Here is a 14,310-nt window from a genome sequence, read left to right as displayed (position 1 = left end):
TGCGCCCGTCAGCGCATCCGACGCCTGATGACGTCCATCAGTGGACTGTCCAGCGGCACCTTGTCGCCCTGGCCCTGCCTGCGCAGCTCATAGACCCGCCCTGCCGGAAAGGCCGGTGGGATCTCGTAGTCCATGCCCTCCCAGACATCCTCGCGGAAGCTGTAGAAGGCCCAGTGCGCACCGCGTCCGTTCAGCGTGTCCAGCACGTCGGCGAGGTAGGCGCCGCAATCCGTCCACACGCGCACGCAACCGAGCTCGCCGGCCACCAGACGGTTGGCTGGCACGCCGTTCGCCCGGGCCCAAGCGAAGGGCTCAGCGAGGAAACGCTGCAGGGCCGACCTGTCGAAGGTCAGCGACTGGCCGCCCCATCGCACCTTCGTGCCCGGATAGGGCAGTTGCGGCTTGCGTTCGATCTGCGGCGCACTGGTGATGGCCCACGGCTCGTACATGTGAAACGCGTACAGCACCTTGCCGTCCTTCAGCGGCGTCCAGTAGCTGAAGCTCCATGCATGCGCGTACCAGCCGCCATCGACCATGACGGGGGTGTCGGTGTCGACTTCCCGGATGGCCGCGATCACCTGCGCGTAGAAGGCCGGCAGATCCCGCGCCATGCCCCGGTGCCTGGCGTACCAGGCCTTGCGAACGTCGGGCGCGGCCTGCTCGTCCAGCCCGGCGTCCTTCTCCGGCGTCGGCTCGTTGAGCAGGTTGTAGCCGGCTAGGGCCGGGTGGTCCTTGACGGCGGCCGCCAGGTCGCGCCAGAAGGCGGCGGATTGCTCCCAGTACTGGCGCTCCCGCCACAGCCTGTCGTCCTGCCGGTCGCCGTTGTGCTGCACCCAGCGGTTGCCTGGCAGCGACAGCGGCACGAGCACCACCCGGATCCCGGCCGCCTGTGCCGCATCCATCGTGGCGCGCAACAGGGCCAGGTCTGGGGTCGGGATGCCCCGGTAGGCGTCGGCATCGCCGATCAGGAAATCCCGGCCCGCACCCTTCCATTTGGAAAACGTCAACCTGGCCCAGGTGGCACCGGTCGCCCTGAGCGCGTGGAAATAGGCCTCGTCGGGCGCCTTCCCGTTGAAGCTGTTGCCGCCGTGGCGCGGGATGTCCCAGAACGCGATGTCGGCCGCCGCGGCCGGCGCCGCCCCCAGCAAGGCGGCAGCGCCAAGCCCCAGCAGCAGCGCCCGCACGGGCCAGGTCATGGCAGCCAGGCCCATCGGCATCAGACTCCTGCGGCAAAACCGGCCGGGCGCGCGCGCCGCAGCGCCGCGGGGTCCATCTGCGGCGCGCGCGCCGGCCAGCCGAAGAAGCGCTGCACCTCGGCCCGCTTGGCCAGCGTGTCGCTCATGCCCAGGTTGATCAGCTCGTTGATGAAGCTGGGCTCGAACAGCAGGTAGCTGACCAGCGCCGAGCCGCTCATGGCCCGCCCCTTGCCGGAGACGCCGAAGGCCCGCAGCATCGCCCGCACCGAATGCGGCAGGCTGGCCTGGTGCTCGCCGGCCAAGTCGTCCAGCCGGCGGCTGGGCGCGACGACGAGCAGCTCGATGGGCCGCAGCGCCGTCGCGGTGCGTGCCTCCCTCGGCAGCAGCGCCAGCGTGCGGTTGATGCGGCGCAGGCGCTCGACGTCCACGGCCAGCGCGTCCAGGAAGATGTTGGACAGCGCATGACCGGCAATCTGGGCCATGCTGGGGTGGATGTCGTTGACGCCGACGCGCCGGCCCTCGGGCTCTTTCATTCGGCCCGCGCCGATGACGAGGACGCGCTCCGCGCCCAGGTGCACCGCTGGCGAGATCGGCGCGCTCTGGCGCATGGAACCGTCCCCGAACCACTCGGGCACCCCCTCCAGCTCCAGCGGCTCGGCGGGGAAGATGAAGGGAATGGCCGACGAGGCCATCAAGTGGGCCAGCGTCAGCCGCGTCTGCACGGCCATACGCTGTTCGCGCAGCCAGGGCACGACGTGGTGATGGGTCTGGAAGAACGTGACGTGCTGGCCCGAGGTGTAGCTTGAGCCGGTCAGCGCCAGTGCGTGCAGATGCTTGCCTTCGAGCATGGCCTCGACCCGGCCCATGTCCAGGTACTTTCCCAGCAGGTCACGCAGCGGCGCGTTGTCGAGCAGGCTCTTCGGGTGGCTGCGGCGCCAGCGTGCAATCGCCCAGCCCAGGCTGAGCATGCTGAGCCAGCGCGCGCCGCTCTTCACCGCCTCGAAGGCGTCCGCGCGATAGATGTTCTCGACATGCAGGCCCTGCCACAGGTGCAGCAGGCCGTCGACGGCACCGTCGAAATCGTCGGCATGGCAGGCAAGCGCGGCCGCGTTGATGGCGCCGGCCGAGGTGCCGCTGATGATGGGGAAAGGGCTGGTCTGCGTGGCGCCGGCATCGCGGCGCAGCTGCGCGATGGCAGCGAGCACACCCACCTGGTAGGCCGCGCGCGCACCGCCGCCGGTCAGGATCAAGCCCGTGACCGGCTGCGGACGGACAAGCCCCTGCAGTTGCGAAGGGGGCTGGAGCGGTGAGGCATGCAGCATCGGCGAAATCATCGCCGATGCCGGGCCTCAGCCAACCTCGTAAATGACCTCGGCCGCCGTGCCCAATTTGACGAGCGCCTCGTCGGCGGGCCAGAAGCGGCTGGCCTCGCCCAGCTCCACCAGCCAGCGCGCACCGACCTGATCGCCCTGCGGCTCGGCCCTGACCGAGACGCGCACCGGCAGGCCCAGCTTGCGCGTGCCGCCCTCCTCCGTCTCCACGTCGCGCGGCGGGAAACGCTCGACGAGATCCTTGACCAGCCCGGCCGCGCCGGCATTGCCCAGCAGCAGGTGGCGCCCGAAACGCGCCCGCGCCGCGGCCAGGCTCCACACTGCCTGCACGTTCATGCGCAGGCCGCCGGAGAAACGATCGTTTTGCACCTTGCCCTGGGCGATGATGAGCTCGTCCTCGGCCAGCAATTCCTTGTTGGCGTTCAGCAACTCCTCGTTGGCCACGGCCTCGATGGCGTCACTCTTGTCGTCGAGCTTGAAGATGGCGACGCGGCCGCGCTGGCCGTTGATGACGCGCATGCCGCTGACGATGCCGGCCACCAGCGTGGGCTCGCGGCTGTCCTGCAGGTCGGCGATCTGGCGCTTGACGATGCGGCGCACCTCGGTGCCGCTCTGGTCGAACAGATGGCCAGACAGATAGAAGCCAATGGCCGTCTTCTCCAGCGACAACCGCTCCTTGATGCTCCACGGCTCGGCGTGCACCAGTTCCGGCTCGGCGGTGGAGGAGGCATGCGAGTCACCGAAGTCGAACAGGCCGCCCTGGTCGGCATTCGCCTCGGTCGTCTCGGCATGCGTGTAGCCACGCCCGACGCTGGCCAGCAGCTTGGAGCGCTCTGGGTTGATGCTGTCGAACGCGCCGGCCTTGATGAGGGCCTCGACGACGCGCTTATTGACCGACTTTCGGTCCACGCGCAGGCAGAAGTCGTAGAAGCTGAGGAAGGGCCCGCCGGCCTCACGCGCCGCGATGATGGCCTCGATGGCACCGCGGCCCGTACCCTTGACGGCGCCCAGGCCGTAGTTGACGAGGCGGCTGGACAGCGGCTCGAAGCGGTACTGCCCTTTGTTGACGCAGGGAGACTGGAACTCGATGCCGAATATCTTGGCGTCATTGAGCAACACCTTGAGCTTGTCGGTGTCGTCCATTTCTATGGTCATGTTCGCGGCGTAGAACTCGGCCGTGTAGTGCGTCTTCAGCCAGGCTGTGTGGTACGACAGCAAGGCGTAGGCGGCGGCGTGGGACTTGTTGAAGCCGTAGCCCGCGAACTTCTCCATCAGGTCGAAGACCTCGTCGGCCTTGGCCTGGTCGATGCCCTTCTCCGCAGCCCCCTTGCGGAAGATCTCGCGGTGCATGGCCATCTCCTCGGCCTTCTTCTTGCCCATCGCACGGCGCAGCATGTCGGCGCCACCCAGGCTGTAGCCGCCCAGCACCTGGGCAGCCTGCATCACCTGCTCCTGGTAGACAAAGACGCCGTAGGTCTCCTCCAGGACCTGGCCCAGCAGCGGATGCGGGTACTCGATGGCCTCCTTGCCGTGCTTGCGCGCGACGAACGACGGGATCAGGTCCATCGGGCCGGGACGGTAAAGCGACACCAGCGCGATCAGGTCCTCGAAGCGCGAGGGCTTGGCATCCTTCAGCAGGCGCTGCATGCCGGGCGATTCAAACTGGAACACGCTCTCCGAGTAGCCCTTGCCGAAGAGGTCGAACACCTTCTTGTCGACCAGCGGCACATTGGCCCAGTCGAAATCCTTGCGGTCGGCGTGGCGGGCGACGATGAAGTCCTTGGCCAGCTCCAGGATGGTCAGCGTCGCCAGGCCCAGGAAGTCGAACTTCACGAGGCCGATGGCCTCCACGTCGTCCTTGTCGTACTGGCTGACCGCCGAGGTGGAGCCCGGCTGCTGATACTGGGGACAGAAGTCGGTGATCTTGCCCGGGGCGATCAGCACGCCGCCGGCGTGCATGCCGATGGAGCGAACCGTGCCCTCCACGCGCGCCGCCATCTCCAGCAGGCCGGCCACCTCCTCGTCGGACTTCTCGCGCTCCTCGATTTCCGGCGATTCGTGACGGGCGTAGACCATCTTCGCCTTGTCCGGGTCGAAGTTGGGTGGCAGCCTGGCCAGCGTCACCGTCTTGCCGGGCGGTGCCGGCACCAGCTTGGCAATGGAGTCCACATGGCCGAAACCCATGCCCAGGACACGCCCGATGTCACGCAGCGCACCCTTGGCGGCCATGGTGCCGAAGGTCGCGATCTGGCTGACGGCCGGCCGGCCGTACTTGTCCTTCACATACTCGATGACGCGGTCGCGGTTGCCCTGGCAAAAGTCGATGTCGAAGTCGGGCATGGAGACCCGCTCAGGGTTCAGGAAGCGCTCGAACAGGAGGTTGTAGCGCAGCGGATCCAGGTCCGTGATCAGCAGCGCATAGGCCACCAGCGAACCGGCGCCCGAGCCCCGGCCCGGGCCCACCGGGCAGCCGTTCTCCTTGGCCCAGCGGATGAAGTCCGACACGATGAGGAAGTAGCCCGGGAAGCCCATCTTGATGATGGTGTCCAGCTCGAAATCCAGGCGTTCGACGTAGCGCGGACGTTCCTTCTCGCGCTCGGCCTCGTTCGGGAACAGATGTACCAGCCTGTCCTTGAGGCCATCATGGCTGAGCTCGCGGAAGTACTGCTCCATGGGCATGGGCGTACCGTCCTCGAGCAGCGGCGTCGGGAAATTGGGTAGTTGCGGCTTGCCCAGCACCAGGGTCAGCGAGCAGCGCCGCGCGATCTCCGTCGTGTTCTGGATGGCACTGGGCACATCCTTGAACAGCTCGCGCATCTGCGCCTGGGTCTTGAAGTACTGGCTGGGCAGAAAGCGCTTGATGCGCTTGGGGTTGGCCAGCGTTTCGCCTTCGGCCACGCAGACGCGCGCCTCGTGGGCTTCGAAGTCGTCCTCGCCGAGGAACTGGATGGGGTGGGTCGCGACGACCGGCAGCCCCAATTCGGCCGCCAGCGGCACGCTGGCCTGTACCAGCGCCTCCTGGCCCGGCAGGCCGGCACGTTGCAGCTCGATGTAGAAACGGTCCGGGAACAGGGCCGACAGCTTCTGCGCCCATTCCAGAGCACGCGCCTTGTCGCCTTGCAGCAGCGCCTGGCCCAGGCCGCCATGCTGGGCGCCCGACAGGCAGATCAGTCCGCCACCCAACTCCTGCAGCCATTCCCACTTCAGGCAGGCCTGGTTGCGCTGCACATTCTGTATCCAGGCCCGCGACAGCAGCTCGCTGAGGTTCAGATAGCCCTGCTTGTCCTGCACCAGCAGCAGCAGCCGCGTCGGCGGCTTGTCGGTCGCGTCGCTCTCCAGCCAGCAGTCCGCGCCAAGGATGGGCTGCACGCCTTTCTTGCGCGCCGCCGAGTAGAACTTGATCCCGCCGAAGAGGTTGGCCAGGTCGGTGATGGCCGCCGCCACCTGCCCGTCCTTGGCGGCGGCATCGGCGGCATCGTCGGTGCGCAGCGTGCCATCCACCACCGAGAACTCGGTGTGCATGCGCAGGTGGACGAAGGGCAGGTCTTGTTGTGCGGTATTCACATCGGGCATCGACACATTCTAGAAAGCCCAGCCACCCGGGAAGATGGGCTACCCTCCCGGTCCGTCATGCGACTGTGTTCCCTGCAATCCGTCACAAGCCATATCGTCATCGGTGAACCGCTGTCCTTCAGCGTTCGCGATGCGAATCACCAGTTGCTGCTTGCGCGCGGCCAGATCATCCACGACGCCGCCCAGCTGGACGAGCTGTTCCAACGCGGCGCGCTCGTGGAGATCAGCGAACTGACGAATGCCGTTCAACCGCGAAGCCGCACGGCCCGGTCGCTGACCACGGCTCAACTCCCCGGTGAATGGGCGCGCCTGGGCGAGGAAGCCAGGCGCTCGCTGGCCGCGCCGGCCGATCGCCTGGCCTCCGGCGTCGACAGCACCACCGACGAGCTGCTTCGCCTCATCGACCAGGCTCCCGGTGTCGCCCTGGCCCAGATCCTGCGCCAGGGCGATGGCCATTACGGCGTCAACCACTCCATCCACGCGGCCACCGCCTGCCACGCCGCGGCGCGCTTCCTGGGCTGGTCACCGGCCGAGCAGCGCCGCGCCTTCCAGGCCGCGCTGACGATGAACATCTCCATGATCGACCTGCAGGCCCGGCTGGCTACGCAGGTCTCGCCACCTACTACGCTGCAGCGCGAGGCGATACAGCAGCACCCCAGGCTGAGCGTGGAGCTGCTTGAGAAGGCAGGCATCACCGACCCGCTCTGGCTGGACGCCGTGGGCCAGCACCACGAGCTGCCCGACGGCAGCGGCTACCCGCACGGGCTGACCGACGTGAGCGAGCTGGCTTCGCTGCTGCGTTTCGCCGACGTCTACACCGCCCGCCTCAGCGCCCGCGCCAACCGGCCGGCCATGTCCGCCCAGCAGGCGGGCCGCGAACTGCACCTGATGGCCGACGCCAGCCCGCTGGCCGCCGGCCTCATCAAGGCCTTCGGCGTCTTCCCACCCGGCTCGCTGGTGCGGCTGGCCTCCGGTGAACTGGCCCTCGTGGTGGGCAACGGCGAGAAGGCCTACCACCCCGTCGTGGCCTCGCTGACCGACGCCCGAGGCGAGCCACGGCTCACCCCGCTGCGCCGCGACACCTCGCGTCAAGGACTGGCCGTCGTCGGCCTGGTGTCATCGCAGTCGCTGCCGATGCGGCTGTCTGACGAGCGCATCGCCGAACTCATTTCAGCGTAGCCGTCGCGCCGGTAACTAGCCGAAGGCGATGGACGCCAGCACCACCTGGTTCCCGCCACGGCGCTGGGCCTCGTGCACAGCAGCTTCGCTGGCCGTCATCAATTCTTCCTGGCGCGACGCCGTGTGCGGGAAGCTGGACACGCCCATGGAGATCGACAGGCCCAGGTCCTGACCATTGAGCACGACGATCTGGGCCGCGCATTGCCGGCGCAGCTGTTCCATGCGCGCATGGGCCGTTGCCAGGCCCACGCCCGAGAGCAGCACGGCAAAGCGTTGCGCGCCAATGCGGCACGCAGAGTCCATGGCCCGCGTGTTGGCGCGCAGCATGCGGCCAATGCCTTCGAGCAGGCGCTGCTGGGCATCGTCGCCCAGCCCGGCGATGGCCGGCGATGCATCCAGCGCGATGACGACGAGCGCGAACTCGCGATGCTCACGCGAGGACAGGTCGATCTCACGCAACAACTGGTCGTCGAACTGCGCACGCATGTACAGGCCCGAGACTTCGTCCCGGCCCGAGCCTTGCTGCAATTCGCGGCGGATCTGCTCGAGGGCGCTCTGCTGCTGCTCGATCTGGGCCAGCGCACGCTGCAGGTGCGCCTCGCGGTGGCGTTCCTCGGTGCGCTCATGCCAGACGGAAAGCAGGAAGTCCGGACCCAGGGCCAGCCGCGTGACGCTGAACTCGCGCCGGCGACCGTTGATCTCCAGCTTGTGCTCGCTGACGACCGGAAAGCGCTGGGCCATGACGGTTTGCTCGACGCGGCGCAGCGCGGTCGTCTCATCGGGCTTGAGCAGTTCGGCGTCGGCATGGCCCACGACCGCCTCGCGTTCGAACATCTGGGCCAGGCCGGCGCTCGCGAACACATAGCGCCCGCTGGCCACCGCCTTGATGGCGGCCTGGCTGCCCAACGGCTCGATCAACGCCACCAGGCCGGCCAGCGCCTCGCTGCCGAGCTCTGCATGTCCGGCCAGCCAATGCGCCAGGCTGCCGGGTTGCGGCTCCATCGCGGTCTGGTCGGCAGTCATGTCCATGAAATCGTTTTGATGCGATCGTGCACTCGCAGCGGAAACCGCGATGCGCCCAGGGTGTCGAGGGAATGTAGTTGGGCCAAAGAGACGCCAGCAAGGCTGCGCCACCCCGCGAATCGGGACTCCCCCCTAGAAGTCCCCTTCGATGCCTGTCGTGAATCCTACCGAGTTTCGCCGTACCCACCCGCGACAATGCCGCCCCATTCACGGGAGGTCTATGCGGGGATTCGATGCGGTGGTGGTGGGCGCGGGCGCGGCAGGCCTGTTCTGCGCTGGGCGCGCGGGTCAGCGCGGGCTCAAGGTGCTGCTGATCGACCACGCGCCCAAGCTCGCCGAAAAAATCCGTATCTCGGGCGGTGGGCGGTGCAATTTCACGAATCGCGAAGCCGGGCCAGCCAATTTCCTGTCCGAGAACCCGGCCTTTTGCCGCTCGGCGCTGGCTCGCTACACGCCGCAGGACTTCATCAAGCTGGTGCAAGGCCACGGCATCGCCTTCCACGAGAAGCACAAGGGCCAGTTGTTCTGCGACGACTCCAGCGAACAGATCATCCAGATGCTGCTCAGGGAGTGCGAAGCCGGCGGCGTGACCCTGTGGCAGCCCTGCACCGTAGCCGATGTGCGCGCGCTGCCCGGGGGCGGCTTCGAGCTGGACACGAGCGGCGGCCTCGTGCGCGCGCCGCGCGTCGTGGTCGCGACCGGCGGCCTGCCAGTCCCCAAGATCGGCGCCAGCGACTGGGGCCTGCGCCTGGCCAAGCGCTTCGAGCATGCCGTCGTCGAACCTCGCCCTGCCCTGGTGCCGCTGACCTTCGACGCCGACACCTGGGCGCCCTTCGCCGCGCTTGCAGGGCTTTCACTGCCGGTCGAGGTGGCCTGCGGCGCTGGCAAGGCGCGCGGTCGCTTTCTGGAAGACCTGCTTTTCACCCACCGCGGCCTCAGCGGCCCGGCCATCCTGCAGATTTCCAGCTATCGCGCGGCCGATGACCAACCGCTGCAGATCAACCTGGCACCTGAGCTGAAACTCGACCGGGAACTCGTCGAGGCCAAGGCCACGTCGCGTCGTCAGCTGGGCAACGAACTGGCCGCACGGCTGCCGCAGCGGCTGGCCGCCGCATGGCTGGAGCGTACCAAGCTGGACGCGGCCCGGCCGCTGCCAGAATGCCGCGACGCCGACCTGCAGCGCCTGGGCCGCAGCGTGCACGACTGGCAGCTGATGCCCAGCGGCGACGAAGGCTGGCGCAAGGCGGAAGTGATGCGAGGCGGCGTCTCCACGCGGGACCTGAGCTCGCAGACGCTGGAGAGCAAGCGCGTTGCGGGCCTGCATTTCATCGGCGAAGTCGTCGACGTGACGGGTTGGCTGGGGGGCTACAACTTCCAATGGGCCTGGGCCAGCGCGGCCGCCTGCGCCGAGGCGCTGGCTACCGCTCCAGCCCCCGCCTGAGCAAATCTTGGCAAGTCCTTGATTTCCCGGCTACAATCCTCGGCTTTGCTGGCAAACCCGCGCGTCGATTCGCAGGCATCGCAAGTTGATGCAGCAATCCGGAACCTGCTGCTGAAGCCCAGCCGCGAACACCGAGCGCAATCTGAAGGAAATACATGACCACCATCCGCGTCAAGGAAAACGAGCCGTTCGACGTCGCCCTGCGCCGCTTCAAGCGCACCATCGAAAAGCTGGGCCTGCTGACCGAACTGCGCGCCCGCGAGTTCTACGAGAAGCCCACTGCCGAGCGCAAGCGCAAGAAGGCAGCTGCCGTGAAGCGCCACTACAAGCGCGTGCGCAGCATGCAGCTGCCCAAGAAGCTGTACTGATCGTCTCTGACGCGACCCGGAGGCTGTTTCAAAACAGTTCCGGTTGACCCCAAAACCCGCCACAGGACGCTGTCGCGGGTTTTTGTTTTTTCATTACTCTCCTGCCATGAGCCTCAAAGACCGCATCACCGAAGACATGAAGGCCGCGATGCGCGCCAAGGAAGCCGACCGGCTGCTGACCATCCGCGGCCTGCTGGCCGCCGTCAAGCAGAAGGAAGTGGATGAGCGCATCACCGTCGATGACGCCGGCCTCGTGGCCATCGTCGACAAGCTGATCAAGCAGCGCAAGGACTCCATCAGCCAGTTTGCCGCCGCCGGCCGAGACGACCTCGTCGCCAAGGAAACTGCCGAGCTGGCCGTGCTGCAGGTCTACCTGCCGGAGCGCCTGTCTGCCGAGGCCGTGGCCGAGAAGGTCGCCGCCATCGTCGCCGAGCTGGGGGCCAGCGGCCCCGGCGACATGGGCAAGGTCATGGCCGCTGCGAAGGCCGCGCTGGGCAACAGCGCCGAGATGAGCACCGTGTCGGCCGCCGTCAAGGCCGCGCTGGCCAAGTAAGGAAGCCACCATGAGCCTGCCCCTGCAAGCGCTGACGCCCGACGTCTGCGTCGCCCCGCAGCTGACGCCCGAGGCCATGGCCGAGGCCGCGGCCATGGGCTTCAAGAGCGTCGTCAACAATCGCCCCGACTTCGAGCACGGCCCCGACCAGCCGACCTCGGCCGCCATCGAAGCCGCAGCCAAGGCCGCCGGCCTGGAATATCGCCACCTGCCGGTGGCCGGCGGCTACCAGTCGCCCGAGGAGATCGCGGCGTTTGCCGACCTGCTGGCCGAGCTGCCTCGGCCGCTGCTGGCCTTCTGCCGCTCCGGAGCACGCTCCACGCGGCTGTTCGTGCAGGCGCAGCAACTGGGCGGCTGAGTTCGCTAGTGACCGAGGTAGGCGGCCTGCACGCGCGGGTCGCCCAGCAGTTCCCGGCCGCTGCCCTGCAACGCGATGCGGCCGTTCTCCAGCACGTAAGCGCGCTGCGCCAGCTTCAGCGCCTGCTTCACGTTCTGCTCGACAAGGAAGATGGTCAGCCCTTCGGCGTTGATCGTCTTCAGCGTGCGGAAGATGTCCTGCACGATGATGGGTGCCAGCCCCATCGACGGCTCGTCCAGCAGCAACAGCCGCGGCTTGGCCATCAGCGCGCGGCCGATGGCCAGCATTTGCTGTTCTCCGCCCGACAGGCTGCCGGCCATCTGGGTGGCACGCTCCGCCAGGCGCGGGAACAGGGTGTAGATGTGGTCGATGCTGCGCGCCCGCTCGGCGGCCCCATCGCGGCGCGTGTAGGCACCCAGCTCCAGGTTCTCGCGCACGCTCAGCGTCGTCAGCGTCGCGCGGCCTTCCGCCACCTGCACCAATCCGCTGGACACGATGCGGTGCGGCGCGACGGCGGAGATGTCCTGGCCATCGAACCGCACGATGCCAGCGGCCTTCTTCACGAGCCCGGACAACGCCATCAGCGTCGTCGACTTGCCCGCGCCGTTGGCGCCGACCAGCGTCGTGATCTGGCCTGCCTCCAGCTCGAGGTCGATGCCGCGCAGCGCCTCTACATGGCCGTAGTTGACGGTCAGGCCACGCACGCTCAGCAGCGGTTGCACGCTCATGCCGTCACCTCCTCGTCATCGTCACGGCCCAGGTAGGCTTCGATGACCTGCGGGTCGTTGCGGACCTGTTCTGGACCGCCCTGCGCAATGATGCGGCCGAAGTTGAGCACGGCGATGTGCTCGCACAGGCCCATGACGAAGTGCATGTCGTGCTCGATCATGAAGATGGTGTAGCCGCGGGCCTGGATGTTGCGGATCTCGTCCATCAGCTCCGCCTTCTCGGCGCCGTTCATGCCGGCCACCGGCTCGTCCAGCAGCAGCAGCCGCGGTTCGGTGGCCAGCGCGCGCGCCAGCTCCAGCTTGCGCTGCTCGCCGTAGCTGAGGTTGTCGGCGATGTCGTCGGCCTTGTGGTCCAGCTTCATCCAGGACAGCAGCTCGCGCGCACGCTCGCGCGCGCCGCGCTCGGCAGCGCGGAAGCCCGGCAGGCGCAGCAGCAGTCCGGCCGGACCATAGGGCAGCCGAGCGTGCATGCCAACGATGACGTTCTCCAGCAGCGTCATCTCCTTGAACACCCGGATGTTCTGGAAGGTGCGCGCAATACCTCCAGTCGTGATGCGGTGCGGCTTGCGGCCGACCAGGCTCGCGCCGTCGAACAGGATGTCACCCGACGTCGGTGGCAGCAGGCCCGTGATCAGGTTGACGACGGTGGTCTTGCCGGCGCCGTTGGGGCCGATGAGGCCGAAGATGCCGCCGGCTGGCACGTCGAAGCTGACGTCCTGGAGCACCTTGAGGCCGCCGAAATGGCGCGAGACGGATTGCAGCTTGAGCATCTCAGCGCCTCCGACCCAGCAGCGCGCGCAAGCGCGCCGGGTCCCACAGGCCGCGCGGCAGGAACAGCACGATGACGACCAGGATCAGCCCGTTGAAGACGTTGCGGAAGTCAGCCAGTCCACGCAGCAGTTCGGGCAGCAGCGTCAGGATGACCGCCCCCGAGATCGGGCCCATCAGACCGTTGATGCCACCGAGGATGGTCATGGTCAGGATCTCGACGCCGCGGTCGAAGCCGTACTCGTTGGGGCCGATGAAGAAGGTCAGGTGCGCGTTCAGCGCGCCCGCGAGTCCGGCCAGCATCGCGCCCAGCACGAAGGCGAGCATCTTGTGCGCGTTGACGTCGATGCCCATCAGGCCGGCTGCGGTCTCGTCCAGCTTGATGGCTTCGAACGCGCGACCGACCTTGGAGCGACGCAGCAGCGCCAGCACCAGGCAGGCCAGCATCAATGCAAGCAAGACATGCCACCATTCGGTGGACGGCGGGATGCCGTTCAGTCCCAGCGCGCCGCCGGTCCAGTCCTCTGTGTTCAGGATGAAGATGCGCACGACCTCGCCGAATGCCAGCGTGGCCATCGCGAGGTAGACGCCGGACAGCCGCAGCGTCGGCCCGCCGATCAGCAACGCCACCAGCGCCGGTGCCGCCATGCCGCCGGCCAGCGCAACCGGGAACGGCATGCCGGCGTTCATCGTCAGCAGGGCCGCGGCGTAGGCACCTATGCCCATGAAGGCGGCATTGGCCATCGCCAGCATGCCGCAGGACAAGGTGAGGTAGATGGACAGTGCCAGCAGCGAGTTGGTGCCCAGCGTGAGCACCAGGTTGCTGTAGACCGCCCAGAAATTGTCGAACGCTTCCATGGCTCAGACCTTGCGTTCGTTCGTGGTGCCGAAAAGGCCCTTGGGCCGCAGCAGCAGCACGGCGAACAGCAGCCCGAAGCCGACCGCGTCACGCATCGTCGAGCCGATATAGGCCACCGACAGCACCTCGGCGAAGCCTAGGAACAGCCCTGCCAGCATTGCGCCACGGATATCGCCCATCCCGCCCAGGATGATGACGGCGATGCCCTTGTGCAGGATGGGCTGGCCCATCAGAGGGAACAGCGCGTTGGAGTACAGGCCGATCAGCACGCCTGCAACGCCACCCAGGCCCGCGGCGAAGAAGCTGGTCAGCATGAACAGGCCGCCCACGTTGATGCCCAGCAGTGCCGCTGCCTTGGGTGACTCGGCAATGGCGCGCAGCGCGCGGCCCAGTTGCGTGCCGCGCAGCACCAGCAGCAGCACCGCCATCAGGCCGAAGGACAGCGCGATGATGCCCAGCTCCAGCACCGTCACGTGCAGGCCGGCGATGGTCAGCGTGTCGTGCGGCAGCACCTCGGCCGGGAAGCGCAGGTTCTCGGCACCGAAGATGCCCTGGGCCAGGCTGTTCAGTGCGATGGCCAGGCCGATGGTGGCGATCATCGGGATCAGGTGCGGCGCATTGCGCGCGCGCAGTGGCCGCAGCACCAGCACATCGATCAGCAGCCCGAGCAGGCCCGAGGCCAGGAAGGCCACCGCGAGCGCGCCGCCCAGCGGCAGGTGCAGTTTCAGCACCGCCTGCAATGCAGCGTAGGCGCCGACCATGAAGACGGCGCCGTGCGACAGGTTGACGACGCCAAGCACGCCGAACACCAGCGTGAAGCCGAGCGCGAACAGCGCATAGACGCTGCCGAGCGAGAGGGCATTGAAGAGTTGCTGTTCGAGCACGGGGCGTTCAGTACAAAAGACAAGGCCCGCGGTACGAGGCCGCGGGCCG

The 14,310-nt window shown here is 67.7% G+C and carries 13 protein-coding genes; 5 read left to right on the top strand and 8 right to left on the bottom strand.

What is annotated here, in order from left to right; all coding sequences use genetic code 11:
* Positions 1 to 8: 8 nt before the first annotated feature.
* The 3 genes from QM732_RS07255 to dnaE are packed head-to-tail and all read right to left on the bottom strand — an operon-like array spanning position 9 to position 6,100.
* Positions 9 to 1,217 (bottom strand): glycoside hydrolase family 5 protein, encoded by a 1,209-nt coding sequence (locus QM732_RS07255; RefSeq protein ID WP_415655506.1) that lies wholly within the window; start codon positions 1,215 to 1,217, stop codon positions 9 to 11.
* Positions 1,217 to 2,518 (bottom strand): patatin-like phospholipase family protein, encoded by a 1,302-nt coding sequence (locus QM732_RS07250; protein ID WP_415655505.1) that lies wholly within the window; start codon positions 2,516 to 2,518, stop codon positions 1,217 to 1,219. The genes QM732_RS07255 and QM732_RS07250 overlap by 1 nt, the downstream gene beginning before the upstream one ends.
* 27 nt (positions 2,519 to 2,545) lie before the next feature.
* Complete coding sequence (dnaE, locus tag QM732_RS07245; RefSeq protein ID WP_415655504.1) at positions 2,546 to 6,100, bottom strand: DNA polymerase III subunit alpha; 3,555 nt, start codon at positions 6,098 to 6,100, stop codon at positions 2,546 to 2,548.
* 57 nt (positions 6,101 to 6,157) lie between these two features.
* Between dnaE and QM732_RS07240 the strand changes: the two genes are divergently transcribed.
* A complete protein-coding gene (locus QM732_RS07240) occupies positions 6,158 to 7,279 on the top strand; it encodes an HD-GYP domain-containing protein (RefSeq protein WP_415655503.1) in 1,122 nt (373 codons plus the stop codon).
* Positions 7,280 to 7,294: 15 nt separating this feature from the next.
* Here the strand turns inward: QM732_RS07240 and QM732_RS07235 are convergent, their stop codons facing one another.
* Positions 7,295 to 8,308 carry a GGDEF domain-containing protein gene (locus QM732_RS07235; RefSeq protein ID WP_415655502.1) on the bottom strand — a complete coding sequence of 338 codons (1,014 nt, stop codon included), beginning with the start codon at positions 8,306 to 8,308 and terminating at the stop codon, positions 7,295 to 7,297.
* Between the two features lie 214 nt (positions 8,309 to 8,522).
* Between QM732_RS07235 and QM732_RS07230 the strand changes: the two genes are divergently transcribed.
* The 4 genes from QM732_RS07230 (at position 8,523) to QM732_RS07215 (ending at position 11,022) form a co-directional block, all read left to right on the top strand.
* Positions 8,523 to 9,743, top strand: coding sequence for an NAD(P)/FAD-dependent oxidoreductase (locus tag QM732_RS07230; protein WP_415655501.1), 1,221 nt, complete (start codon positions 8,523 to 8,525; stop codon positions 9,741 to 9,743).
* A 155-nt stretch (positions 9,744 to 9,898) separates the two neighbouring features.
* A complete protein-coding gene (gene rpsU / locus QM732_RS07225) occupies positions 9,899 to 10,111 on the top strand; it encodes a 30S ribosomal protein S21 (protein ID WP_012346814.1) in 213 nt (70 codons plus the stop codon).
* Positions 10,112 to 10,217: 106 nt separating this feature from the next.
* Positions 10,218 to 10,664: a GatB/YqeY domain-containing protein gene (locus QM732_RS07220; RefSeq protein WP_415655500.1), complete on the top strand. Its 447-nt coding sequence runs from the start codon at positions 10,218 to 10,220 to the stop codon at positions 10,662 to 10,664.
* 10 nt (positions 10,665 to 10,674) lie between these two features.
* On the top strand, positions 10,675 to 11,022 hold the full coding sequence (locus tag QM732_RS07215) for a TIGR01244 family sulfur transferase (RefSeq protein WP_415655499.1): 348 nt from the start codon (positions 10,675 to 10,677) through the stop codon (positions 11,020 to 11,022).
* Between the two features lie 5 nt (positions 11,023 to 11,027).
* Here the strand turns inward: QM732_RS07215 and QM732_RS07210 are convergent, their stop codons facing one another.
* From QM732_RS07210 to QM732_RS07195, 4 genes are read right to left on the bottom strand one after another with little or no spacing between them, the layout of a single operon-like run.
* The gene (locus QM732_RS07210) at positions 11,028 to 11,744 is read right to left on the bottom strand and encodes an ABC transporter ATP-binding protein (protein WP_415659347.1); all 717 of its coding nucleotides are present in this window, start codon (positions 11,742 to 11,744) and stop codon (positions 11,028 to 11,030) included.
* Between the two features lie 2 nt (positions 11,745 to 11,746).
* On the bottom strand, positions 11,747 to 12,520 hold the full coding sequence (locus tag QM732_RS07205) for an ABC transporter ATP-binding protein (protein WP_415655498.1): 774 nt from the start codon (positions 12,518 to 12,520) through the stop codon (positions 11,747 to 11,749).
* Between the two features lies 1 nt (position 12,521).
* The gene (locus QM732_RS07200) at positions 12,522 to 13,376 is read right to left on the bottom strand and encodes a branched-chain amino acid ABC transporter permease (protein WP_415655497.1); all 855 of its coding nucleotides are present in this window, start codon (positions 13,374 to 13,376) and stop codon (positions 12,522 to 12,524) included.
* A 3-nt stretch (positions 13,377 to 13,379) separates the two neighbouring features.
* On the bottom strand, positions 13,380 to 14,261 hold the full coding sequence (locus QM732_RS07195; protein WP_415655496.1) for a branched-chain amino acid ABC transporter permease: 882 nt from the start codon (positions 14,259 to 14,261) through the stop codon (positions 13,380 to 13,382).
* Positions 14,262 to 14,310 lie beyond the last annotated feature (49 nt).

This window comes from Roseateles sp., from assembly GCF_047654805.1.
In the GTDB taxonomy this organism is placed as follows: domain Bacteria; phylum Pseudomonadota; class Gammaproteobacteria; order Burkholderiales; family Burkholderiaceae_C; genus Pelomonas.
Note: the sequence above shows the minus strand (reverse complement) of the source record. Positions and strands in the feature narration are given on the sequence as shown.

What these genes read in the sequence shown, in the direction of transcription:
- QM732_RS07255 (WP_415655506.1), bottom strand. Translation starts at nt 1,217, where the DNA reads ATGCCGATGGGCCTGGCTGCCATGACCTGGCCCGTGCGGGCGCTGCTG.
- QM732_RS07250 (WP_415655505.1), bottom strand. Translation starts at nt 2,518, where the DNA reads ATGCTGCATGCCTCACCGCTCCAGCCCCCTTCGCAACTGCAGGGGCTT.
- dnaE (WP_415655504.1), bottom strand. Translation starts at nt 6,100, where the DNA reads ATGCCCGATGTGAATACCGCACAACAAGACCTGCCCTTCGTCCACCTG.
- QM732_RS07240 (WP_415655503.1), top strand. Translation starts at nt 6,158, where the DNA reads ATGCGACTGTGTTCCCTGCAATCCGTCACAAGCCATATCGTCATCGGT.
- QM732_RS07235 (WP_415655502.1), bottom strand. Translation starts at nt 8,308, where the DNA reads ATGGACATGACTGCCGACCAGACCGCGATGGAGCCGCAACCCGGCAGC.
- QM732_RS07230 (WP_415655501.1), top strand. Translation starts at nt 8,523, where the DNA reads ATGCGGGGATTCGATGCGGTGGTGGTGGGCGCGGGCGCGGCAGGCCTG.
- rpsU (WP_012346814.1), top strand. Translation starts at nt 9,899, where the DNA reads ATGACCACCATCCGCGTCAAGGAAAACGAGCCGTTCGACGTCGCCCTG.
- QM732_RS07220 (WP_415655500.1), top strand. Translation starts at nt 10,218, where the DNA reads ATGAGCCTCAAAGACCGCATCACCGAAGACATGAAGGCCGCGATGCGC.
- QM732_RS07215 (WP_415655499.1), top strand. Translation starts at nt 10,675, where the DNA reads ATGAGCCTGCCCCTGCAAGCGCTGACGCCCGACGTCTGCGTCGCCCCG.
- QM732_RS07205 (WP_415655498.1), bottom strand. Translation starts at nt 12,520, where the DNA reads ATGCTCAAGCTGCAATCCGTCTCGCGCCATTTCGGCGGCCTCAAGGTG.
- QM732_RS07200 (WP_415655497.1), bottom strand. Translation starts at nt 13,376, where the DNA reads ATGGAAGCGTTCGACAATTTCTGGGCGGTCTACAGCAACCTGGTGCTC.